This is a genomic window from Paenibacillus sp. FSL R7-0302 (genome assembly GCF_038006885.1).
GTDB lineage: Bacteria > Bacillota > Bacilli > Paenibacillales > Paenibacillaceae > Paenibacillus_AQ.
This window is the reverse complement of record NZ_JBBOWB010000001.1, coordinates 4,258,417-4,281,938: the sequence shown is the minus strand read 5'-3', so window position 1 is coordinate 4,281,938 and position 23,522 is coordinate 4,258,417. Positions and strand designations below refer to the sequence as shown.

At 55.1% G+C, this 23,522-nt stretch carries 22 protein-coding genes and 1 riboswitch; of the genes, 18 read left to right on the top strand and 4 right to left on the bottom strand.

Annotated elements, in window-relative coordinates; all coding sequences use genetic code 11:
- Positions 1-6: 6 nt before the first annotated feature.
- Positions 7-327 (bottom strand): YtrH family sporulation protein, encoded by a 321-nt coding sequence (locus tag MKY96_RS18605; RefSeq protein ID WP_036721610.1) that lies wholly within the window; start codon positions 325-327, stop codon positions 7-9.
- A 145-nt stretch (positions 328-472) separates the two neighbouring features.
- Between MKY96_RS18605 and MKY96_RS18600 the strand changes: the two genes are divergently transcribed.
- The 6 genes from MKY96_RS18600 to pyk all read left to right on the top strand — a co-directional run bounded on the left by MKY96_RS18600 (position 473) and on the right by pyk (position 9,437).
- On the top strand, positions 473-4,201 hold the full coding sequence (locus tag MKY96_RS18600) for a DNA polymerase III subunit alpha (protein ID WP_340942255.1): 3,729 nt from the start codon (positions 473-475) through the stop codon (positions 4,199-4,201).
- Between the two features lie 618 nt (positions 4,202-4,819).
- Positions 4,820-5,320, top strand: coding sequence for a phosphatidylglycerophosphatase A family protein (locus MKY96_RS18595; protein ID WP_036725608.1), 501 nt, complete (start codon positions 4,820-4,822; stop codon positions 5,318-5,320).
- A gap of 147 nt (positions 5,321-5,467) precedes the next feature.
- Complete coding sequence (locus MKY96_RS18590; protein WP_036725605.1) at positions 5,468-5,656, top strand: hypothetical protein; 189 nt, start codon at positions 5,468-5,470, stop codon at positions 5,654-5,656.
- An 84-nt stretch (positions 5,657-5,740) separates the two neighbouring features.
- Positions 5,741-6,634, top strand: coding sequence for an acetyl-CoA carboxylase, carboxyltransferase subunit beta (gene accD / locus MKY96_RS18585; RefSeq protein WP_036725603.1), 894 nt, complete (start codon positions 5,741-5,743; stop codon positions 6,632-6,634).
- 1 nt (position 6,635) lies between these two features.
- Positions 6,636-7,637, top strand: coding sequence for an acetyl-CoA carboxylase carboxyltransferase subunit alpha (locus MKY96_RS18580; protein WP_340942250.1), 1,002 nt, complete (start codon positions 6,636-6,638; stop codon positions 7,635-7,637).
- A 375-nt stretch (positions 7,638-8,012) separates the two neighbouring features.
- A complete protein-coding gene (gene pyk / locus MKY96_RS18575; protein ID WP_340942247.1) occupies positions 8,013-9,437 on the top strand; it encodes a pyruvate kinase in 1,425 nt (474 codons plus the stop codon).
- A 134-nt stretch (positions 9,438-9,571) separates the two neighbouring features.
- Here pyk and MKY96_RS18570 read toward each other — a convergent pair whose 3' ends face one another.
- Positions 9,572-10,315 (bottom strand): G1 family glutamic endopeptidase, encoded by a 744-nt coding sequence (locus MKY96_RS18570; protein ID WP_340942245.1) that lies wholly within the window; start codon positions 10,313-10,315, stop codon positions 9,572-9,574.
- 102 nt (positions 10,316-10,417) lie between these two features.
- Between MKY96_RS18570 and MKY96_RS18565 the strand changes: the two genes are divergently transcribed.
- From MKY96_RS18565 to MKY96_RS18555, 3 genes are read left to right on the top strand one after another with little or no spacing between them, the layout of a single operon-like run.
- Entirely contained in the window at positions 10,418-11,599 is a 1,182-nt protein-coding gene (locus MKY96_RS18565) for an MFS transporter (RefSeq protein WP_340942243.1), read from the top strand.
- 48 nt (positions 11,600-11,647) lie between these two features.
- A complete protein-coding gene (locus MKY96_RS18560; protein ID WP_340942241.1) occupies positions 11,648-12,139 on the top strand; it encodes an acyl-CoA thioesterase in 492 nt (163 codons plus the stop codon).
- Positions 12,140-12,168: 29 nt separating this feature from the next.
- Complete coding sequence (locus tag MKY96_RS18555) at positions 12,169-12,567, top strand: FxsA family protein (RefSeq protein ID WP_036695825.1); 399 nt, start codon at positions 12,169-12,171, stop codon at positions 12,565-12,567.
- 177 nt (positions 12,568-12,744) lie between these two features.
- Here MKY96_RS18555 and ytvI read toward each other — a convergent pair whose 3' ends face one another.
- Entirely contained in the window at positions 12,745-13,860 is a 1,116-nt protein-coding gene (gene ytvI / locus MKY96_RS18550; protein WP_340944635.1) for a sporulation integral membrane protein YtvI, read from the bottom strand.
- 392 nt (positions 13,861-14,252) lie between these two features.
- Between ytvI and citZ the strand changes: the two genes are divergently transcribed.
- The 5 genes from citZ (at position 14,253) to MKY96_RS18525 (ending at position 19,713) form a co-directional block, all read left to right on the top strand.
- The gene (gene citZ / locus MKY96_RS18545; RefSeq protein ID WP_036725592.1) at positions 14,253-15,365 is read left to right on the top strand and encodes a citrate synthase; all 1,113 of its coding nucleotides are present in this window, start codon (positions 14,253-14,255) and stop codon (positions 15,363-15,365) included.
- A 102-nt stretch (positions 15,366-15,467) separates the two neighbouring features.
- Complete coding sequence (gene icd, locus MKY96_RS18540; protein ID WP_340942239.1) at positions 15,468-16,763, top strand: NADP-dependent isocitrate dehydrogenase; 1,296 nt, start codon at positions 15,468-15,470, stop codon at positions 16,761-16,763.
- Between the two features lie 101 nt (positions 16,764-16,864).
- Complete coding sequence (mdh, locus tag MKY96_RS18535; protein WP_340942236.1) at positions 16,865-17,806, top strand: malate dehydrogenase; 942 nt, start codon at positions 16,865-16,867, stop codon at positions 17,804-17,806.
- Positions 17,807-17,855: 49 nt separating this feature from the next.
- Positions 17,856-18,281 (top strand): hypothetical protein, encoded by a 426-nt coding sequence (locus MKY96_RS18530; protein WP_036695834.1) that lies wholly within the window; start codon positions 17,856-17,858, stop codon positions 18,279-18,281.
- A 181-nt stretch (positions 18,282-18,462) separates the two neighbouring features.
- Positions 18,463-19,713 carry an S-layer homology domain-containing protein gene (locus MKY96_RS18525; RefSeq protein ID WP_340942233.1) on the top strand — a complete coding sequence of 417 codons (1,251 nt, stop codon included), beginning with the start codon at positions 18,463-18,465 and terminating at the stop codon, positions 19,711-19,713.
- Between the two features lie 59 nt (positions 19,714-19,772).
- On the opposite strand, the gene MKY96_RS18520 is transcribed toward MKY96_RS18525, so the two are convergent.
- Positions 19,773-20,303 (bottom strand): GNAT family N-acetyltransferase, encoded by a 531-nt coding sequence (locus MKY96_RS18520; protein WP_340942232.1) that lies wholly within the window; start codon positions 20,301-20,303, stop codon positions 19,773-19,775.
- Between the two features lie 303 nt (positions 20,304-20,606).
- On the opposite strand from MKY96_RS18520, the gene MKY96_RS18515 reads away from it, so the two are divergent.
- The 4 genes from MKY96_RS18515 to MKY96_RS18500 all read left to right on the top strand — a co-directional run bounded on the left by MKY96_RS18515 (position 20,607) and on the right by MKY96_RS18500 (position 23,522).
- On the top strand, positions 20,607-21,479 hold the full coding sequence (locus MKY96_RS18515) for an SDR family oxidoreductase (protein ID WP_076082909.1): 873 nt from the start codon (positions 20,607-20,609) through the stop codon (positions 21,477-21,479).
- Positions 21,480-21,627: 148 nt separating this feature from the next.
- Positions 21,628-21,730, top strand: a riboswitch (TPP riboswitch).
- A gap of 128 nt (positions 21,731-21,858) precedes the next feature.
- A complete protein-coding gene (locus tag MKY96_RS18510) occupies positions 21,859-22,527 on the top strand; it encodes a thiamine phosphate synthase (protein WP_340942230.1) in 669 nt (222 codons plus the stop codon).
- Positions 22,524-22,727: a sulfur carrier protein ThiS gene (gene thiS / locus MKY96_RS18505; protein WP_036725578.1), complete on the top strand. Its 204-nt coding sequence runs from the start codon at positions 22,524-22,526 to the stop codon at positions 22,725-22,727. The genes MKY96_RS18510 and thiS overlap by 4 nt, the downstream gene beginning before the upstream one ends.
- Before the next feature lie 30 nt (positions 22,728-22,757).
- Positions 22,758-23,522: a thiazole synthase gene (locus tag MKY96_RS18500; RefSeq protein ID WP_340942227.1), complete on the top strand. Its 765-nt coding sequence runs from the start codon at positions 22,758-22,760 to the stop codon at positions 23,520-23,522.

Here is a 23,522-nt window from a genome sequence, read left to right as displayed (position 1 = left end):
ATTGTTCTACTTGCCGCATACCCACTTGACCAGCTCGCTGCCCATATGAGCGCCCAGGAAGGCGAACACCAGATAGAGAATCTGCTTGATCGCCGGGGAGAGATTGCCTCCCAGCATATTGCTCTCAATGACCCGCATCGGGTCAATGGTTCCGCCTACAGCAGCAGCTAGTGCCCATATCTTAATCCGGTCTGCGATTTCCACCATGGTATCGGTTGGCGGCTGAAGAGAGACGACGGCGCCGATTCCGCCCAGCATCGCTCCGCCCAGCACTATGCCGAACGCGATGAAGAAGTCGAGGACGGCCTTGCTTAAGAAAATATCCATAAAAAGCTCCCTCCTTAGATCAGGCGGCGTCCTGGCTTTTGCCTGTCCATATGCTCTTAATCCATTCTATGGGCGGCTCCCCCTCTAATATGATAAAATAGTTTCATCTTATGTTTTGATTTGGAGCTGAAGGGAAGTGGGGAATATGAGCCCATTCGTGCATTTGCATGTGCACAGCGAATACAGTTTACTGGACGGGGCGGCGCGCATTACAGATCTCGTGCGCCGGGCCGGCGAATACGGCATGACATCGCTGGCGCTGACGGATCATGGTGTGATGTACGGGGCCATCCCTTTCTATAAAGCCTGCCGGGCGCAGGGAATCAAGCCGATTATCGGCTGTGAGGCTTATTTGACCGCAGGCTCGCGCCGTGAGCGGGGGAGCCGTAAGGATCAGCCGATCTATCATCTGATTCTGCTGGCGAAGAATATGACCGGCTACCGGAATCTGATGAAGCTGATCTCCATCGGCCATCTGGAGGGCCAGCATTATAAGCCGCGTATTGATATGGAGGCGCTGGCAGCACATTCCGAAGGCATTATCTGCCTCAGTGCCTGCCTGGGCGGTGAAGTACCGCAGCACCTGCTGCACGGCCGGGAGGATGAGGCGCGTAAGGCGGCGCTGCGGTATAAGGAGATTTTTGGAAGCGACTTCTATCTGGAGCTGCAGGATCACGGGATTGCCGAGCAGAAGCGGGTGAATCCGCAGCTGATAGCACTTGCTGAAGAGCTCGATATTCCGCTGGTAGTGACCAATGATGTCCACTATATGGACAAGGAGGATGCCGAGGTCCAGGATGTGCTGATCTGCATCGGCACGGGCAAATCCGTAGACGATGAGGACCGGCTGAAGATCGGAACGGACCAGCTGTTCTTCAAAAGCGGAGAGCAGATGGCTGCGCTGTTTCCGCATGTGCCGCAGGCGATAGAGAACACGCAGCGGATCGCTGAAGCGTGCAATCTGGAGCTGACGTTCGGCCATCATATTCTCCCGGAATTCTCGCCTCTGCCGGAAGGGCTGGATGCCGCTGCTTATCTGCGCGAGCTGTGCCGCAGCGGACTTGCGCAGCGTTATGCGGATACGCCGCTCTGGGAATCGCCGGAGCAGAAGGAGACGGCCGAGAAGCGGCTAGACTACGAGCTGGGAGTCATTGAGAGCATGGGGTTCAGCGATTACTTCCTGATCGTGTGGGATTTTATCGCTTTTTGTCACCGCAGCGGTATTGTTACAGGTCCGGGCCGTGGTTCCTCCGCAGGGAGTCTTACCGCGTACACGCTGAAGATTACCGATGTGGACCCGCTGAAATATAATCTGCTGTTTGAGCGGTTCCTGAACCCTGAGCGGATCACGATGCCCGATATTGATATCGACTTCAGCGACGAACGCCGCGATGAGGTGATTGCATATGTGGTGGACAAGTACGGTAAGGAGCATGTGGCGCAGATCATCACCTTCGGTACGATGGCGGCCAGGGCTGCTGTCCGTGATGTGGGCCGGGCGCTGAATCTGCCGTATAACGAGGTGGACAAGGCAGCGAAGCTGATTCCGGGCCAGCTCGGCATCAGCATCACCCGGGCGCTGGAGAGTACGCCTGAGCTGAAGGCGCTGTATGAGAGTAATCCGAAGACCAGAACGCTGCTGGATACGGCCATGAAGGTGGAGGGCATGCCGCGCCATGCTTCAACACATGCGGCTGGTGTGGTCATCTCCAAGGGGCCGCTGACTGACGCGGTTCCGCTCCAGGCGGGCAATGAGAGCACGGCGCTGACCCAGTACTCCATGGAGCATCTGGAGAGTGTGGGCCTGCTCAAGATGGACTTCCTCGGGCTGCGGACCTTGTCGATTATTGAACGCTGCATGAAATGGGTGAAGGAGATGACCGGGAGCGTACCGGATTTCCGCTTCATCCCGGATCATGATCCGCTCACCTATGAGATGCTGGGAGCAGGCGAGACCACCGGCGTATTCCAGCTGGAATCGGCAGGCGTACGGCGGGTGCTGAAGGACCTGAAGCCGAGCGGGTTCGAGGATATTGTCTCGGTGGTAGCGCTATACCGTCCGGGTCCGATGGAATTCATCCCGAAATTCATCGGGGGCAAGCACGGGGAGTTCGAGGTCGTCTATCCGCATGCGGATCTGCAGCCGATTCTGGCCGATACGTACGGCATTATCGTCTACCAGGAGCAGATCATGCAGATTGCCTCCCTGATGGCCGGCTTCTCGCTTGGCGAAGCAGATCTGCTGCGCCGTGCAGTATCCAAGAAGAAGCGGGAGACACTCGATCAGGAGCGCAGCCACTTCGTGGAGGGCAGTCTGAAGCAGGGCTACAGCGAAGCGGATGCCCATGCGGTCTATGATATGATCGTGCGGTTCGCCAACTACGGCTTCCCGCGCGCGCATGCGGCTGCTTACGGGGTGCTGGCCTTCCAGACCGCTTATCTTAAGGCGCATTATCCGGTGCAGTTCATGGCCGCGATGCTGACTGCTGTGATGGGGAGCCACCGCAAGGTGGCGGAATATGTTCTGGAATGCCGCCGGTCCGGGATTGGCGTACTGCCGCCGGATGTCAACGAGAGCGGGGTGCTGTTCACTCCGGTGCCCGGTGAAGGCCGGGGGCATATCCGCTTCGGGCTGGCTGCGGTGAAGAATGTCGGCACACAGGCTGTAGAGAATATTATAGCAGTCCGCAAGGAGCGGCCGTTCGATAGCCTGCTCGATTTCTGCCGCCGGGTCGATCTGCGGGTCTGCAACAAGCGCGTGATCGAATCGCTGCTGCAGACCGGAGCGTTCGATGCGCTGCCCGGACACCGGGCGCAGCTGCTGGCGATGCTGGATGAGACGGTGGATGCGGCGGCCAAATGGCGCAAGGAGCGCGATGAACTGCAGATCCAGCTGTTCGATGACCTCATTGAGACGCCGAACTGGGAGATCCGCTACCCGGATATTCCGAGGTTCAGCGGAACCCAGCAGCTGGAGCTGGAGCGAGAGCTGCTCGGGCTCTATCTCTCCGGCCACCCGCTGGATGACCATGCGGGGCTGCTGGAGGAGCCGGGAGTTCAGAAGCTGATGGATCTTGGCGAAGCAGCGGATGAGAGTATGACCGTGACGGCCGGTATGGTCGTGTCGCTGAAGGAGATCACGACCAAAGCCGGTAAGGCGATGGCTTTTGTGGAGTGGGAAGACCAGATCGAGCGCTGCGAGGTCGTACTCTTCCCGGAGGTGTGGAAACGCAGCCGCGCCCTGATTGAGAAGGGCGCGCTGCTGGCCCTGCGCGCCAAGGTGCAGCAGGAGGACGAGGGCTTCAAGCTGCTGGCCGAGGAGGTAGCTCCGCTCACCTCGGACAGCGTGCGCGGCCTGCTGCAGCGCCGCAGCGCCGGGTCCCGGCCCGCCTACGGCGCGGGCCGCAGTGCCTCCGCAGGAGCGCCTGCGGCCGCTCCTGCAGCCCGCACGGGCGCCGGTGGCCCCGGCGCCCGGCCCGGCGGTGCAGCTGGCGCCGCCGCTGCACCGGGCACGCGCACACCGGCGGCACAGCCGCCCGGTGCGCGCGCTTCCGCGGCCGCGGCAGACGCGCGGCCGGGCAGCCCTGCCCCGCTGCGCACGGGGCAGGCCCCAGCCGCTGAGCGCGATGCAGGCTCAGCGGCAGGCGCCCAGCGTGTCTTCATCAAGATCACGCCGGGCGCTGAGCTGAAGGGTCTGCTGCCGCGCCTCCAGGCGCTGCTGCAGACCCATCCGGGACCCGCAGCGACGCTGCTGTTCTACGAGCGTAACCAAAAGGTGTTGGCGCTGAGCGACAGCTACCGGATCGAGCCCTCGGAGGAGCTGTTCGCAGCCATTGAAGAGATGCTGGGTGCCGGAACCGTCCGCCTCAGATAGGAGCAGCCTGACTAGCCTAGTGCAACGTCAGAATTTAATTTATATGGGTTGGATTAGTAAAACGATACCACCTACAAATGTGTTCGGTTTTTCGCATACAATGGGCCTGATTACCTTGCGCTATCAAAATGTGTTCGGTTTTCCGCATACATTTGTCCCAAGCAATGCACTCTTTTAGTCGTTCAGGCCTCATCATGCCGACCCGCTATTTTTAATCTGATGCGCTACAGGAGCTTGTTCAAAGTGAACATTCACATAGATGTATTATGTGCAATTAAAAACCGTGAGCAGGACGGCTTTCCTCTCCTAACTGTAGTCTGTACAACTAAATCTGCCCGAAAGGGTGAGAACCCGCATATAGAGGCAGTTTAATTGTATGAATTACAGCCAAAAGTATATTCGGCGGTAAAACAGACGATCTAGTTGTACAGATTGCACTTAAGCATACCCAATGCACCATAATCGGGGCATGCAACACTGATCTTTTTAGCACATTTGCCCCCTCTTCCGCATACATTAGGGAACCAATAGAGTGAACTTATGAATCTGTCAGGCTTCACTCTCAAGTTCAGCTAAATCATAGCGGGGCATTGTCCCGTGCGGAAGGGGAATGACATCATGTCCTATCAAATGGCGGAGGATCTGCTGGAGCGCCGGGGAGTATCACTGGATTCGATCGCAGAGATCGTCTATATCCTGCAATCGGTCTATTATCCCAGCTTAACGCAGGAGGAGTGCCTGAGCAGCGTCAAGTCTGTCCTGAACAAAAGAGAGGTCCAGTATACGCTTATGACGGGGATTGCGCTGGATGAGCTGGCCGAGAAGAAGCTGCTGCCCCAGCCGTTTCAGGCGGTAATGGAAGCGGATGAGTCGCTCTATGGGGCGGACGAGACTCTGGCGCTGGGCATCACGAGCGTGTATGGAATGATCGGCCTGACCAGCTTCGGCTACCTCGATAAAATAAAGCTTGGAATTATCGGCAAATTGAATGATGATAAGGGGAGCATTCATGTATTTCTGGATGATCTTGTAGCCGGAATTGCGGCTGCAGCTTCAGCCCGGATCGCCCACGGGCATGAGGGTGCGAAGGTCTATCCCCATGTGACCGGGACCGAATAACGGCTGCTCCTGATGCGCTGCGATCGGCCTCCCGGGCCTGAGTCCTTCCTGCCGGGCTTGCTTGCGGGAAAAAAGAAAACTGTGTTATCATAATTTCATTATATTCAGGATACGGCTGGATTCGAGATTAGGGAGGCCTTGCAGGGCATGTGGACGGTAATCTATATAGCGCCGACCGCCAAAGTGGCGGAGATGATCGAGAGGAAGCTTACGGAAGAAGGATTTCTGATTAAATGCCGTCCCATCAATATGTCCAAGCAGCAGTTTGAGATTCTGGTTCCTTCGGGAGAGCTTGAAGAAGTGCAGGAGGTCCTCAATCTGATCCTGCATCCCTGAAGAGTATGGCGTAGAGATTCAAGAGCATTCATGACAGCGGCAAGCTGCTATTTACGCAAATAAACGGCTGAAGAGGTGCGACCCTTGTTCAAAGATTTATTTCAGAAAAAACGGAAGTACGCGACTATTCCTTCAGAGCGTCTGGAGCGAAGCGGCGGACCGGCAGAAGGCGAGCGCCCCAAGCGGGAGATTCCCGAAGGCCTAATGAGCAAGTGTGCTAAATGCGGAACGATCCAGTACAGCAAGGAACTGGAGAAGAATTTGAAAGTATGCCCGTCCTGCGGCTATCATATGCGTCTGAATGCGACCGAACGGATTGCGATGATCCTGGATCCGGAAGGGTTCATTGAGTTCGACAGCGAGATGGCGTCCATTGATCCGCTGAAGTTCCCCGGCTATGCCTCCAAGCTGGAACAGCAGCAGTCCAAAACCGGACAGGTTGAGGCTGTAATCACCGGCCAGGGCAGCATCGGCGGACATGCGGTTATTGTAGCCGTGATGAACTTTGAGTTCTTCACCGGCAGTATGGGGTCCGTGGTTGGCGAGAAAATCACAAGAGCGGTGGAAGAAGCGACAGAGCGGGGACTGCCGATGCTGATCTTCTCCACCTCCGGCGGAGCCAGGATGCAGGAGAGCATTCTCAGTCTTATGCAGATGGCGAAGACAAGCGCCGCGCTGGCCCGGTTCAGTGAAGCGGGCGGCCTGTACATCTCCGTCATTACTGATCCGACCACCGGCGGGGTATCGGCGAGCTTTGCCAGCCTGGGCGATATTATTATTGCCGAGCCCGGAGCGGTCTTCGGCTTTGCCGGACGGATTGTCATCGAGCAGACGATCCGCCAGAAGCTGCCGGAGGATTTCCAGACGGCAGAGTTCAATCTGCAGCACGGACAGCTGGATCTGGTCGTGCACCGTAAGGAAATGCGCTCCACACTCACGAAGCTGCTGGAGCTGCATGATGTGAAAGGGGGATTTTAGGTTGGCAGGAGAGTTGCCTTTTGAAATGCCTCTGGTAGAAATGCGCAAAAAAATCGCCGAGCTCAAGCAGTTCGGCGAAGAGAAGGGCATTGATTTCAGCGATGAGGTAGCCCGGCTTGAGGAGCGCTACAGCGAGCTGGAGAATGAGATCTATTCCAATATATCCCCGGCCCAGAAGATGCATCTGGCCCGGCATCACGTACGCCCGACCTCGCTGGATCTGATCGGGCTTATCTTCACGGACTTTATCGAGCTGCATGGTGACCGCCTGTACGGTGACGATCTTGCTGTAGTCGGCGGAATCGCCAAGCTGAACGGCCGGCCTGTAACTGTCATCGGTCAACAGCGCGGCAAGGATACGAAGGAGAATATTCTGCGCTTCTTCGGCAGCGCCCATCCGGAAGGCTTCCGCAAGTCACTGCGCCTGATGAAGCAGGCGGAGAAGTTCGGCCGTCCGATCATCACCTTTGTGGACACCAAGGGGGCTTACCCCGGCAATACCGCAGAGGAACGCGGACAATCGGAAGCGATTGCCCGCAATTTGTTCGAGATGTCCCAGTTGGCCGTGCCGGTCATCTGCGTGATTATCGGCGAGGGCGGCAGCGGCGGAGCTTTAGCGATGGCCGTGGGCAACCGTGTGCTGATGCTGGAGAATGCGATCTATTCGGCGATCTCCCCTAACGGTGCAGCTTCTATTCTGTGGAAGGATGCCACCAAGGCGGAGCAGGCCGCAGAGGCCATGAAGATCACGGCCACCGATCTGCTGGAGATGGAAGTGATCGAGGAGATTATTCCGGAGCCCAGAGGCGGTGCGCACCGGGATTACGAGGCTGCGGCGGAGGCGGTTAAGGACACAGTCTGGCGTCACCTGCAGGAGCTGTCCGGCATGGATGCAGCAGCGCTGAAGGAAGACCGTTACCTGAAATTCCGCAAAATCGGCGAGTTCTCCGAGTCGGTACTGGAGCAGGATGCCGATCAGGATGAAGCGCAAATTGTGGAGTAAGCGGGAGATTCTCTCCGGGGAATTAGACGGCAGTGCCGGTACCGCCGGTTTGCACTTTTTAGCATATTCCAGCTGATTCCAGGCCGCGAACTGGACAAGACCCATAATACATTTATTCCCATTCTAATCATCCCGCAAGAAGTGCGGGATGGTTTTTCTTTTATCGGCCATCCTATATTATTCGACTTTAATTTACAGCAAAAACAGGCACTAACATTGATTTTGTGTTCAACATGCAGTAATATTCATAAGGGCGCAATAAAACGTGCATGTCTTTACATGTGATAAAGTTCCTATACAAAGAGCAAGCCTTATAGTAGATTTTGTAGTTGGAAAAGATGAGACAGAGAGAACGAAAAAACGGAGGAAAACCTAATGCGGAAAAGTAAAATTGTATGTACGATCGGACCTGCAAGTGAATCGTTGGAGAATATCAAAAAATTGATTTTGGCTGGTATGAATGTGGCCCGTCTGAACTTCTCCCACGGCGATTTTGATGAGCATGGAGCCCGGATCAACACGATCCGTCAAGCATCCAAGGAACTTGGCAAGACTGTTGCCATCCTGCTCGACACCAAAGGACCGGAGATTCGTACAGGCAAGCTGGAAGTAGAACCGATTGAACTGGTTCAGGATGAGTATCTGACATTGACTACGGAAGAGATCCTTGGCGACCACAACCGTATTTCCATCACTTACAACAACCTGCCTAACGATGTTCAAGTAGGATCGACGATCCTGATCGACGACGGCCTGATCGGCCTTACAGTTGTCGACATTCAAGGCACCGAAATCAAGACCCGTATTGTTAACGGCGGTACGATCAAGAGCAAGAAGGGTGTTAACGTACCAGGAGTATCCATCTCCCTGCCGGGTATTACGGAAAAAGATACCAATGATATCATTTTTGGGATCGGACAGGACATTGATTTTATTGCCGCTTCTTTCGTACGCAAAGCCAGCGACGTTCAGGAAATCCGTGAACTGCTTGCGAAGCATGATGCTTCCCACATCCAGATCATCTCCAAGATCGAGAACCAGGAAGGTGTCGATAACCTGGATGAAATCCTGGCAGTATCCGACGGCCTGATGGTTGCCCGTGGCGACCTTGGTGTAGAAATCCCTGCTGAAGATGTACCTTTGGCACAGAAGCTGATGATTCAGAAATGTAACATCGCCGGCAAACCGGTAATCACAGCTACCCAAATGCTGGATTCCATGCAGCGCAACCCGCGCCCAACCCGCGCTGAAGCAAGTGACGTAGCGAACGCAATCTTCGACGGAACCGATGCAATCATGCTGTCCGGTGAGACTGCTGCCGGGAAATATCCGGTTGAATCCGTACTGACTATGTCCCGTATTGCTGAGAAAGCAGAATCTGCTCTGAACCACCGTGAGATCTTCATGAAGCAGCAGATTGCTCAAGAAACTACTGTAACTGAAGCGATCAGCCAATCCGTAGCGATCTCCGCTCTGGATCTGAATGCTAAAGCGATCATTTCTTCAACGGTAACTGGCCACACTGCACGCGTGGTTTCCAAATATCGTCCTAAATCACAGATCATTGCTGTTACCACCCAGGAAAGAACCATGCGTCAGCTGGCGCTGGTATGGGGCGTAACTCCTGTATTCGGCCCTGAAGCTCATTCTACTGACGAATTGCTGGAAACAGCTCTTAACGGCGGTAAAGCTTCCGGTCTGGTTAAAGCCGGCGATCTTGTAGTCATCACTGCAGGTATCCCGCTTGGACGTTCCGGTTCCACTAACCTGGTGAAGGTAGATACGATTCCAGCCGACTAGGATTTGGAAGAGCTTCTGCAGCACGAATAAGATATAATGATAAGAGCAGTGGCGCTTGATTGCCGCTGCTCTTTTTTGATATCGATCATGCAAATGGATATATTGGACCTGAGTGTCTGGAACAGGACGGCAGGTCAGGGAGTCGTATAAATAGGGTTCCTGGAATACACAGCAGGAGGACTCTTATGATAGATTCGTCTGACCGAAAAGGCGCTTCCGCAAGAGCGCGGAGGAGAAGGCACGGCCAGCAGCTTCTTATTCTGGATCATAATGCCGCCGTCTGAGACCTTTAGTCTGGGGCTGCGTCCATTGACTTGGCAACAGGTGAAGCAGACTGTGGAAAACTTGGACAGCGGAGCGATATCGAACCCCACCTGCGGCGCTTCGACAATCCATTCGGCCGAGCTTTGCGGTCCGTTATAGCGCTGTACGGTACGGAAGACCCAGCATTTGCTGAGATTGCGCAGGGTGATACACCATTTGCCGGGACTCAGCTTGACGATGGAAGCACGCATATGGTTGCCGGGAGAGACGGGAAGAGGAATTACGGTTTCGGAGGCGGGGAGAATCTCCCACCAGGCATAATACCGGACTTTGCCGTTCACTGACTCATGGCCGGTGCCGGTCTGGATCAGGCTGCTGTTCTTGAAGCCGTCGATGCCAATCCAGGCCGAGGAGAACGTAGGTTTTACCGTAGGCTTTACATAAGGGACGATCCAGTCGGCGGATATCTGCCGGTAGCTGCCTTTTTTGCCGGAAATGGCATAACCGCTCCAATTGCTTGAGGTCCAGCCGAAGCCTGAACTGGCGGCTCTGCCCGTATTGAGTTTATCCTTCAGACAGGGTTTGCTTCGTGTTAATCTATTGACTTGGCCCACTTGTCCACCGCCTCATAATAGGTTGTGCTCTATTTAATGCAGCAGGCGGCTATGAAGGTTGGGTATTCTGTTAAAAAGAATGAGAGAGGACTTGTAATCCCCATGGAAAAAATAACAAAGCTGCGCGGGTTCTATCTGTTTCTGGGACTGGCCGGGGGCTCCTTCGGCTCCTACCTCTCGCTGCTGCTGAAATCGAACGGACTTGAAGTCAGCCAGATCGGCGTGCTGATGGCTATGGGTACGCTGATCGCAATCTGTGTCCAGCCCTTATGGGGAATGGTCTCCGACCGGTATAACCAGGCGCGGCTGGTTCTGATTCTGAGCGTAGCGGTTCCGGCGGTGCTTGCGGTTCTGTACCGTTCGGAATATTTCATCGTGCTGATGCTGGTGTATACCGTGTCCACGATCTTCTCCTCTACACAGGCGCCTATAGCCGACTCGTACGCCATAGCGGCTGCGAACAGGGCCGGAGCCACTTACGGCAGCATCCGCATGATGATGAGCATAGGCGCCGCCGTAGGGGCCATTGCGGGGGGGCAGTATGTATCCAAGTTCTCTGTATCGACCATCTGGCTGCCGTTTCTGCTGCTGAATAGCGTCGCTGTAGTGATAGCCTTCACTCTTCCCAAGCAGGCGGAGGAGAATCATATGATGAGCCAGTCCTTCTCCCAGGGGATCAAAAAACTGCTCGGCAACCGCATCTTCCTGGCCTTCTTAGGCGGAAGCTTTCTGGTCAACCAGACGATGACGGCCTTCGGGACCTATTTTGTCATTGCCTTCCAGTCGGTGGGCGGATCGACCGGCACTGCCGGAATCGCCCTGTTCCTGGCCTCGATTACCAATGTGCCTTCTATGTTCTTCGCCTCCAAGGTGATACGCAGAATGGGGATGGAGCGGACGCTGCTGCTCGGTGCGCTAATCTATGTGCTGCGCTGGGGCATCCAGGTGGCCTTCCCGTACCCTTCCGTCATGATCGGCGTACAGGTGCTTCACGGCCTCTCCTTCGGGTTCTTTTATATCGCTGCGGTTGAATATGTATCGAAGATTACCTCAGCGGAGATGCAGGCGACCGGGCAAAGTGTGTTTAACATCGTATTCTCCGGGTTAGCCGGGATTCTGGGCAATCTGTTGAACGGGATGCTGCTCAATCAGGGCGGGGTCGGACTGATGAACCTCTCCTGTATGATTAGTGCAGCTGCGGGCGCAGCCCTTCTGTTCTATGTTGCCCGAAGCTCCCGCCGCAAGCTGCCGCTGAAGTCTGCTTCCGGCGGTGTTGGCGCGTAGTGGACTGCTGGCTGCCGGGCAGACTGTATTTTAGAAAGGAGCATGAATATGAATATGAATATGAATCCGCATCAACCGGGATGGGCCAGCCGCTGGCATAGTACCTCTATCCGTGTACGTTATCAGGAGACCGACCAGATGGGCGTCGTCTATCATGCCAACTATTTGATCTGGTTTGAGTGCGGCCGTACGGAGATGTTCCGTGAGCTGGGCTTCGACTACAAGAGGCTGGAGGGCCTTGGTCTGCTGCTGCCGGTAACCTCTGCAGATTTGCAATTTAAAAGCCCCGCGCGATATGATGATCTTATTACCGTGTATGCGCGGTTAACGACCTTCTCGGCTCTGAGGGTTGTGTATGAATATGAAATCCGCCGGATGGCGGGGGGTCAGGAAGGGCAGGAGCGGACCGCAGGCGAGCTTCTGGTCAGCGGCTCGACGAGTCATGTCTGGCTGAACGGGGAATGGAGGCCGGTGCGGATCGACAGGGCACAGCCTGAGCTGTTCCATGCCATCCTGGCTGCGCTGAAGGAAGAAGAATAGCGTTAACGTAAAGAAGAAGGAGGAGCAGTATGATCAGGAACAAATGGCTGTGGGCCGCCCTATTTGCAGTCCCGGCCGTGGAATTATTCGGTTTCATCTATGTCTCAAGTTTTCTTGGAGCGCCCAAGACGCTGCTGATCATGCTGGCTACTTCAGTCATCGGTTTGCTAATGATGCGGTTCGAAGGCAAGAAAGTGCTGCAGGACAGCAGAACACATATGCAGGAGGGCCGGGTGCCCGGACGGACCATGCTGGACGGCTTATGTATTTTCTTCGGCGGTCTGCTGCTGATTCTGCCGGGGTTTGTCACGGATCTGATCGGCTTTACTCTGGTATTTCCGCTGACCCGGCCGCTTTACCGGGTTTTTCTGCTGAAATGGATTGAGAAAAAGATGAAGAACGGCACGTTCACCTTTTACCGCAGGTAAGCGGGTAGAGATGCAGAGCAGGCGGGCGGTTGCTGGCGTTAATAAGGAGTTGTAAGGATCGCTTAGGAGTACTATGGAGTAATCAGGCTTGCCAAAGGTGTTCAGTTGCAGGGTGCTGCGGCTGGATGCCTTTTTGGTGTTAGGGAGTGGTGTGGAGCAAAGTTGTTTCGGACGCCCCTAATGCAGCCTGCCGCTGAGGATATAAGTGCGCAGGGCGCGGAATACGCCGGCGCGGGCGAACGCGTCGAGAATAACGAGCAGCACCGGGCCGAGGATCAGGCCGAGCATGCCCATTAGCTGAAGGCCGGCGAACATGCCGATCAGCATGGCGAGCGGATCGACGCCGATGCTGCTGGCGAGTACCTTGGGCTCCAGTACCTGGCGGGTGATCAGGATGATGCCGTAGAGCACCAGCAGCCCGATGGCCAGCGCCATGTTCCCGGTCATGTATGAATACAAGGCCCAGGGCAGAATGACGATACCGACACCCAGATAAGGAATCAGATCGACGATACCGATGGTCAGGCCGATGGCAAAGGCTGATTTGACCCCCAGCAGCAGCAGGCCGATGATCACAATTACCGCCGTTACGGAGATCAGCACCAGCTGGGCGCGGATGTAGCCGAACAGCGCCTTGCGGAGATCCTTCCAGATCTCCGACACCGGTCTCAGCAGCGGGGCCGGGAGTAAGGCAGTCAGTTTGGCATTATGCCGTTCCCAGCCGGTGCTGAGGAAGAAGGCGGCCAATACGATGACAATCAGAATGGTGCCAAGGCTCGGCAGCGAGGAGATCAGCTTCAGGATGATATTAAAGAATCCGGTAATCATCTGCGTCACGGCTTGGCCGACCGTTTCAGTGGTCCGGTTGATATTGCTGTCAATGGTGGCGTGATAGCCCGGGTTGTCGTGGTAAAACTGGTTGATTTGGTTAATAATATTCTGAATGCTGGCATTGCGGCTCAGGGACAGCAGCAGCTCCCGCCACTGACCGGTATGAATATCGAAGGTCTGGAGCAATCCGATCAGCTCTTTGACCAGCCGCGTGATTAGAGCGGTCAGTACAAGTGCGATGCCTCCGATGTAGAACAGCAGCGAGAGGGATACGGCGAGCCAGCCGGGGAGCTTCAGCCCCTTAAGAATCAGGACCAGCGGATGCATGAAATAAGCCAGCAGCCAGGCGATCAGCAGGGGGTACAGGAGCGGCAGCAGTACATATACAGCCAGCAGAATCAGGGCGGCGGCAAGCACGACCCAGAGGCCGCGCAGCATTCTTTTCAGCACAAGTGTATCGATCTTACGTCCCTCCTACTCTGGCGTGATTCCAGTAATAACGGCTCGTCTTATATATATTCATAGGGGGTGTGAAAAGACTAGCAGCGCCAGAAAAGGGCAGACAGCGGGCATATCCATAACCTGGAAGCGCGTTCATGAATCAGGTTTTTCGTTCGTTTTTTTCTATCCCTCCGATAAAATCATTTGATGTCCTGTAAAGCTTCCACGTTGTTCACATAACCGTCAAAATCCGGTATGATAATTAAAGGTTAAAGAGCAGAAATTTAGTTGCAATCTTCTGAGCCGGTCCTGAAGCTTTTTTTCTGAGAGAGTTGAAATACTTGGAAATGTAAATGTTTACATGAGATTTGAAGCGGCACTATACACTCTTGTTGGCAAAGGAGAGAGATACTATGACAGCTACTAAAGGACTTGAAGGCATTGTTGCAACGACCTCCTCAATCAGCTCTATCGTAGATGGAGTGCTCACTTACCGCGGCTATGATATTGACGATCTTGCGGACCATGCCACATTTGAGGAGACCGCTTATTTGCTGTGGTTCGGCAGTCTGCCGACGGTGCCGGAGCTTGAAGCTCTGCGGCGCGACCTCAGCGCTCACGCTCCGATTCCGGAGCAGGTGCTCACTCAAATGAAGCTGTATCCCAAGGAAGCCAACACCATGGCCGCTTTGCGCTCTGCCGTATCAAGTCTGGCGTTGTACGATGAAGCCGCCGATGATATGAGCAAGGAAGCGAACCAGACCAAGGCGCTGAAGCTGCAGGCGCAGATTCCGACCGTAGTTGCCGCACTGGCACGCATCCGCAAAGGCCTGGAGCCGGTAGCTCCCAAGGAAGGCTTGACCATCGCCGAGAACTTCCTCTACATGCTGTGGGGAAAAGAGCCGGATGCGGTATCCGTCAAGGCGCTGGATACCGCGCTTGTGCTGCATGCCGACCATGAGCTGAATGCTTCGACTTTTGCCGGACGGGTAACGGTTGCGACCTTGTCTGACATCTATTCCGGTGTGACCTCAGCGATCGGGGCGCTTAAGGGGCCGCTGCATGGCGGGGCGAATGAAGCTGTAATGAAGATGCTTGAGGAGATCGGCAGCCTGGACGCGGTGGAGCCGTATATCCAGGGCAAGCTGGAGCGCCGCGAGAAGATTATGGGCTTCGGACACCGTGTCTACAAGAACGGCGACCCGCGCGCCAAGCACCTGATGAAGATGTCCAGCGAGCTGGGCACGATGAAGAATGACACCAGTCTCTATGACATGTCCGTCAAGGTGGAAGAGCTGATCACCAGCCAAAAGGGGCTGAAACCAAACGTCGATTTCTATTCGGCATCGGTCTACACACAGCTGGGGATTGAACGGGAGCTGTTCACCCCGATCTTCGCGATCAGCCGCACTTCGGGCTGGACGGCGCACATTTTGGAGCAGTACGAAGACAACCGTATCATCCGTCCGCGTGCGGAATATACAGGCATGTCCGACATGAAGTACGTCCCTGTAGACGAGCGATAACAGGACGGCAGGGAGGGCTGCCCTTGCGGGCTGCTCTACCCCTTTAGTACAATGAATGATATGAATGCTTATACATCATACTTTTAGGAGGAATATCTACCAATGTTGAAACTGGAACAATACGATCTGCCCACAGAAGGCGAACAAATTACAATCGAAGACGGCAAGCTGCTGGTTCCGGATCAGCCGATCATTCCATTCATCGAGGGTGACGGGACAGGCCGTGACATTTGGAAAGCCTCCAAGCGGGTGCTGGATGCAGCTGTAGAGAAAGCCTACGGCGGTGAGAAAAAAATTGCGTGGTACGAAGTGTTTGCCGGCGAGAAGGCCTTCAATACATATGGTGAATGGCTGCCGAACGACACGCTGGAAGCGATCCGCGAGTACATTGTGGCCATCAAGGGTCCGCTGACCACTCCGATTGGAGGAGGTATCCGCTCCCTGAACGTAGCGCTGCGCCAGGAGCTTGACCTGTACGTATGTCTGCGTCCGGTGCGCTACTTCGACGGCGTTCCTTCTCCGGTGAAGCATCCTGAACTGGTGGATATGGTTATTTTCCGTGAGAATACTGAGGATATCTATGCTGGTATTGAATATCAGGAAGGCTCTGCCGAAGTGAAGAAGGTGATCGAATTCCTGCAGAAGGAAATGGGCGTGAACAAAATCCGCTTCCCGGAAACATCCGGTATCGGTATTAAGCCTGTATCCGAGGAAGGCTCGAAACGCCTTGTTCGTTCAGCAGTAGAGTATGCGATCAAGCACGGACGCAAGAGCGTGACCCTGGTACACAAAGGCAACATCATGAAGTTCACTGAAGGCGCCTTTAAGAACTGGGGCTATGAAGTGGCTGAACAGGAGTTCGGCGATAAGGTCTTCACCTGGAACCAGTACGATGTCATCAAGGAACGCGACGGTGAAGCGGCTGCGAATGCCGCCCAGAAGGAAGCCGAAGCAGCAGGCAAGATCATCGTGAAGGATGCCATTGCCGACATTGCGCTCCAGCAGGTATTGACACGCCCGACAGACTTCGATGTCATTGCGACGCTGAACCTGAACGGTGACTATCTCTCCGACGCACTGGCTGCCCAGATTGGCGGCATCGGTATCGCTCCGGGAGCGAATATTAACTATATTACGGGACATGCTATTTTCGAAGCTACACATGGTACGGCACCTAAGTATGCTGACAAGGATGTAGTGAATCCGGGCTCTGTTATTCTCTCCGGCGTTATGCTGCTTGAGCATCTGGGCTGGCAGGAAGCGGCTGACCTGATCTACCAGGGAATGAGTACGGCGATTAACAACAAGACGGTTACTTACGATTTTGCCCGCCAGATGGAAGGCGCGACTGAGCTGAAATGCTCTGCTTTTGCTGACGAGATCATCAACCATCTGTAAGCAGGCCGGGCCGGTAAATACTACAGATATAAGCTGCACATCCGTGTAGCTTATATCTATGTAGGCCGCCTTCAGACTATCATCAGGTTAGGAGGGCTACCGTGGCGATCAAACGTTCAAAAATCACTGTCGTAGGTGCCGGATTCACCGGCGCGACCACGGCGCTTATGCTTGCCCAGAAGGAGCTTGGCAATGTAGTGCTGCTTGACATTCCTCAGCTTGAGAATCCGACCAAGGGCAAGGTGCTGGATATGCTCCAAGCGGGCCCCGTGCAGAATTTCGATGCTCAAATTACCGGAACCTCCAGCTATGAGGACGCAGCGGATTCTGACATTGTGATTATTACCGCAGGGATTGCCCGTAAGCCCGGCATGAGCCGTGAGGATCTTGTCAATACCAATGCGAACATCGTCAGATCGGTCTGTGAGAATGTGAAGCGCGTGGCTCCAGAGTCCATTGTGATCATACTGAGCAATCCGGTGGATGCCATGACATACGTGGCCTATCATGCGCTTGGCTTCCCCAAAAACCGCGTCATCGGGCAATCCGGGGTGCTGGATACGGCCCGCTACTGCACCTTCATCGCTCAGGAGCTGAATGTATCGGTAGAGGATGTGCGCGGCTTCGTGCTGGGCGGCCATGGCGACGATATGGTGCCGTTAGTGCGTTATTCCAGCGTAGGCGGTATTCCGATCGAGACGCTTATCCCGGCAGAGCGCATCGCAGAGATTGTGCAGCGTACCCGTGTCGGCGGCGGTGAGATTGTCGGCCTGCTTGGGAACGGCAGCGCGTATTATGCTCCGGCAGCATCCCTGGTTCAGATGGCGGAGGCTATTCTCAAGGACAAGAAACGGATCATACCGGTAATCGCTCTGCTTGAGGGTGAATACGGCTATGAGAACCTGTTCATGGGAGTTCCTGCGCTTTTGGGAGCGGAGGGCATTGAGCGGATTTTTGAACTGGAGCTTACGGCGGAGGAACAGGCGGCGCTTGACCAGTCCGCTGATTCGGTCCGGGCGGTGACTTCTTCGGTAACAATGTAACCCCGGCAATCTGCCGGAGCCCCGCAAATTGAAATTGGAGGAGATTATGATGGGTCATGTTTTCTTTTTTCTGCATATGATCGGGACACTGGCACTTGGCTTCTATCTGGTGCTGCCGTTTATCTTAAGCGGGACGGCTAAGCTGTCCTCCCCGGCGAAGGAAGGCACGCTCAGTGCAATCGGCGGATTCAACCGTTTTGCCCAATACGGGCTGGTAATTCAGCTGCTGACCGGCGGCTACATGATGACTAAGGGCGAGTATTCTGTACCCTGGATGATCATTGTTACGGTGCTTCTGCTGGCTATGTTCGCGTTCGGCGGGATTATGACCAAGCCTCTGCGCCTTGCTGCGGCAGGCATGAGAGAGAACCGCGATGTCTCTGCCGAGACTGCCAAGATTCGTACCATGAGTCTGCTGCTGATGGTCTCGCTGGTCGTCATGATCTTTTTCATGGTCTACAACACAATTATCTAAATAACCTGCTGCCGGATGGGCAGTGTGATAACAGCTCTGGAAGCCTCGGCCTCCAGGGCTGTTTCGCATGTCTGGATGCACATGGTTGGATATTGTTCCCAACGGCTGTGTATTCCGCTACACTATGATTAGGTGCTTGGTTCATTTGGCATCACATACATACTTAGGAGTGAGCGCAGTAATGATAGGAAGAAAATTAGTAACGGTCGGGCTGAGTCTGGGCTTGCTGCTGGGTTCAGCCGGGCATATGTCTGCGGCAGCCGATTATGAAGGACACTGGGCGCAGAAGCAGATGAGCCGCTGGCTGGAACAGGGATGGCTGAAGGGATTCGCGGACGGGTCAGTCCGGCCGGATCAGGCGATCACTAGAGCGGAATTTATCGCGTTAATCAACCAGTTGGCCGGGCTGACGGCTGAGAGCAAGGTGAAGGCTGATTTCAGCGATCTGCCTAAGACGAGCTGGGCATACGAAGAAATCTCGAAAGCGCTGGAAGTGGGCATCATCAAGGGTTACGGAGGCACGATTCGTCCGGGCGATCCCGTTATGCGCCAGGAGGCGGCGATTATGGTGAGCAGAATGATGTATTTTGAGACGGGAAGCACGGAGGTATTATCCATGTTCAGCGATAAGGATCAGATTGCAGGCTGGAGTGAAGCCGATGTCGCTGCACTGATCAATGACGGAGGAATGAAGGGGTACCCGGACGGGCGGTTTGCTCCAGAACAGGCGATGACCCGGGCCGAAGCGATTGCACTGCTGGATTACTACAATGTCACAAGCGGCGGCTTGCAGAGTGTAACTATCAGCCATTCTGAGGGGCTTGGAAGCTTTGAACCAGGAGCCATCAAATACTATAACAATGTCACTGTATCCGGCTATGATGTGCTGCTGCAGAATCTGAAGATTTTTGGAGACCTGGTCCTGGAGGAAGGAATCGGCAACGGAGAGGTGAACTTGGACAGTGTTGAAGTACTAGGCAAGGTCATCATACAGGGCAGCGGAGATCCCTCAGTGCAGCTAAAGAACACAACCATGAACCAAGTGATTGTGCAGAAGAATAGTGGAACTGCCCGCCTGGTCACCGAAGGTACAACCTGGGTGAAGGCATTGTCGGTACAGTCCGGTGTAAATCTGGAAGAGGGGGAGGGTACCGGAGAAGGGTTCACAGATATTGATCTGCCATCCGGCCTTGCAGCCGGGATCGTAGTGACGCTTAACGGCAATTTCGGAGATGTGAACATTGAAGCCAAAGGACCCGTCCTCCACCTGCAAAAAGGCTCCATACGCACGCTTAAGACCGCTGCCTCTGCAACAGGGGTTAAGATAGAGCTAGATGAAGGGACAACGGTGACGCAGGCGATTCTGAATACGTCAACGAAGGTTATGGGTGCGGGTAAGGTTCAGGATGCAATTGTGAAGGAAGATGAATAGAGCGTGCCTAAAAACAGAATGTCCACAATTGGACCGGGCGCGCCGCGTAGGCCGTGCGTTTATCGTATCCCGGTAATCGCCCGGTACTCCCGGTCCAGCATCGCATAAAAGTATTGGTTCACCCACTGGTTGTTCCAGTGTATTTCTTCCCGGAATACGCCTTCGCGGACCATGCCTAACCTATCCAGCACTTTGATGGATGAGGTATTGTATTCATTGCACATAGCCACAACTCTGTGGGCCTTCCATTCTTCAAAAGCAAGCTTCAAGGCCAGCTGCGCAGCTTCGGTGCAGTAGCCTTGCCCCCGGTATTCTGGGAAAAGGCTGTAGCCCAGCTCCCAGCTTTCGCGCTCTTTTACATACCAATGTATACTCAGTTCCCCTACAGGGGTTGCTTCGGGAGTGGCTAGCCTGATCAGGAATTGTCTATGCCAGTCGCTCTGGATTCGTTCCGCCACAGTCTTCCGGACGGCCTCCTTGTCGGTTGGAATCATATCCTCGAAGGGCCAGAGTGAAACGCTCATTTCCAGATCTGTGATGAAATCGATATCGTCCGGGGTGACCGGAGATAAGGTGATTCTTGCATTCATTGTGCGATACCCTCCTGCTAGTATGATTTCGATATGATCTTGCCGTTGTTCCCCACAAAGTATAGGTCATTCCCCTTAGCGGATATAGATAATAATCTTTTTGGAAACGTTCCTTACTTACTGACTATCGTTCCGCTATAGGAACCGTTGAATGAAGATTACTTGTTTGGGCGGCTGCCAAGTGTGGTAAGTAACATAACGTAGAGCCAAGCAGGCACACTGCCTGATGCATAAACACCAGACCTTAAGCCATGCTAACATGATTGATCAACAATACTGTGGACAGCGAAAGGAGAATGGATTATGCCAGACACTAGCAAGCAACCTGTCAAAACTTTACCACCGCAGGTGCAGGATCAGCGCCCCGGAATTGAAAGTGAGATGAACCCGCTTCCGGAGTTTGAGACACCGGCGTACAAGGCAGCAGGCAAGCTGCTGGGCAAGGCTGCGCTCATTACCGGAGGCGACAGCGGGATCGGGCGTGCAGTTGCCGTTCATTTTGCCAAGGAGGGCGCGGATGTGGTGATCTCCTACTTGAACGAGCATGAGGATGCGGAAGAGACCAAGCGCCAGGTGGAACAGGAGGGCAGAACGTGTATTCTGATCGCCGGGGATATCGGGGACGAATGCTTTTGTCAGAGCTTGATTCGTCAAACCGTTGAAGGACTCGGCAAGCTTGACATTCTAATCAACAATGCGGCGGAGCAGCATCCGCAGGATCATATTGAGGACATTACGGCGGAGCAACTGGAGCGTACGTTCCGGACGAATATTTTCTCCATGTTCTATCTGACCAAGGCTGCCATGCCTCATCTCAAAAAAGGCGCTACCATCATTAACACCACCTCCATCACGGCGTATCGCGGCAGCCCGCAGCTGCTGGACTATTCGTCCACCAAGGGAGCCATTCTCAGCTTCACCCGGTCACTGTCGATGAATCTGGCGGATAAGGGCATCCGCGTGAATGCGGTAGCTCCCGGACCGATCTGGACCCCGCTGATCCCGTCAACCTTTGACGCTAAGAAGGTCAGTGAGTTCGGCGGCACCCAGCCGATGAAGCGCCCGGGACAGCCTGAAGAGCTGGCACCGGCGTATGTGTACCTGGCTTCGGACGATTCCTCCTATGTGAGCGGGCAGGTGATGCATGTGAACGGCGGCGAGGTTGTGAACGGATAAGAAGCAGTGTAACCATACGTATTACACAATTTGCTCAGCAAATGTGGAGAAGCCAGCCGGGAGGCTGGCTTTTGTGAGACGAGATAGGTATAGCCCTAACAGAAATAATATGCTAATATACAACAAGCAAGACGAAACAACCGCATAGAACGATCACTAGGGGTGCCGCAAGGCTGAGACGGGCGTAGTTGTCCGGACCCTTTGAACCTGATCTGGTTTATACCAGCGTAGGGAAGTGGAGAACGAATAATGCAGCGGGGGTATACGGCTAATCCCGGTATTCCTGCTTTTATTCCAGACTGCTTCCTTTACGGGGAGCGGTCTTTTTTGTGTTGCGGGGTGGTGCAAAGCGGGCTTGGAGCAGACGGGAGGCGAAAGAGTGTTGTATGAGATTCATGCGGTCTCGGACGGGCGGCTGCCGCCTGAAGCGCTGACCGAATGGGCCGTGGCTGTACATTCTATAGTGGATTATATCCATCTCCGCGAAAAAGCCATGCCCGCCCGCCAACTGTTGGCGGCGGCGCAGCAGATGCTTCAGGCCGGGGTTCCGCCTTCGAAGCTGGTCATTAATGACCGGATCGATGTTGCCCTGGCCGCCGGGGCAGGCGGTGTACATTTAGCCTGGCACAGTCTTCCTCCAGCCGCAGTGCGCGGCCTTGCACCGGACCTGCGGATCGGCAGATCGGTACACTCGCGGGAAGAGGCGGCAGAGGCTGGAAGGCAGGGAGCAGACTTCTGCCTCTACGGGCATGTGTTCCCGACGGCCTGTAAGCCGGGACAGCAGGCACGCGGACTTGCGCAGCTGGCAGAGGCCGTCCGCTGGAGCTGCATCCCGCTGATTGCGCTTGGAGGGATTACCCCGGGGAATGCCGGGGCGGTGTTAGCCCAAGGGGCGGCTGGCATTGCCGTCATGTCGGGGATCTGCGGAGCCCCGGACCCTGTGGCAGCGGCCCGGGCGTACAGGGAAGCGGTCCACAGGGCAGCAGAGCTGGCTGAAGCGCTGGATATGGCTCAAGCACAGGGCACAGCAGGAGGTGAACAGGCATGAATGTGACCGTTAACGGGAAGAGGCAAAGAATTGAAGAGAGCTGCCGGACGCTGGAGGATCTGCTGTCCCGGCCCGAATGGGCCGGTAAGCTGGTGATTGTCGAGCTGAACGGTGAGCTTGCCGGCAGAGAGGTTTATGGAGAGACACTGCTCAGCGAGGGGGACCGGGTGGAGCTGGTTCATTTTGTAGGCGGAGGCTAAACAAGAAGACTTATTCCGGGAGGCGTTAACATGCAAGACTCATTGATGATTGGCGGAGTGACTCTAACCAGCAGACTGTTCATTGGCACCGGAAAATACAGCCGCAACACCCTCATTCCCGAGGTGATTACGCGATCAGGCTCACAGGTCATTACCGTTGCTCTGCGCCGGGTGGACCCGGAGAGCAGTGACAATATTGTCAGCCATATTCCTTCCCATATGACCTTGCTGCCTAATACCTCTGGTGCGCGCACCGCAGAGGAAGCAGTACGGATTGCCCGGCTGGCGAGATCGGCGGGGCTGGGGAACTGGGTGAAGATTGAGGTCATCAACGACCAGAAATATCTGCTGCCGGATAACACCGAGACCATCCGGGCGACCGAGATTCTTGCAGCTGAGGGCTTCGTGGTGCTGCCGTATATGAGTCCTGACCTGTCCGCCGCCCTGCGGTTGAAGGCAGCGGGGGCTGCGGCCGTGATGCCGCTGGGAGCGCCGATCGGGTCCAACCGCGGACTGCAGACCAAGGAACTGATCCGCATTCTGATCTCCGAGACGGAGCTGCCGGTGATCGTGGATGCCGGAATCGGCAGACCGTCCGAGGCGGCTGAGGCGATGGAGATGGGTGCCGCAGCGGTGCTGCTTAATACAGCGATTGCCACCGCCTCAGATCCGCTGCTGATGGCAGAAGCCTTCCGTGACGCGGTAGCTGCAGGGCGCAAGGCTTATCTCGCTGGACTAGGGCCCGTAGAGGAGACGGCGGCAGCCTCTTCACCGTTGACCGGGTTCTTGGCCTGA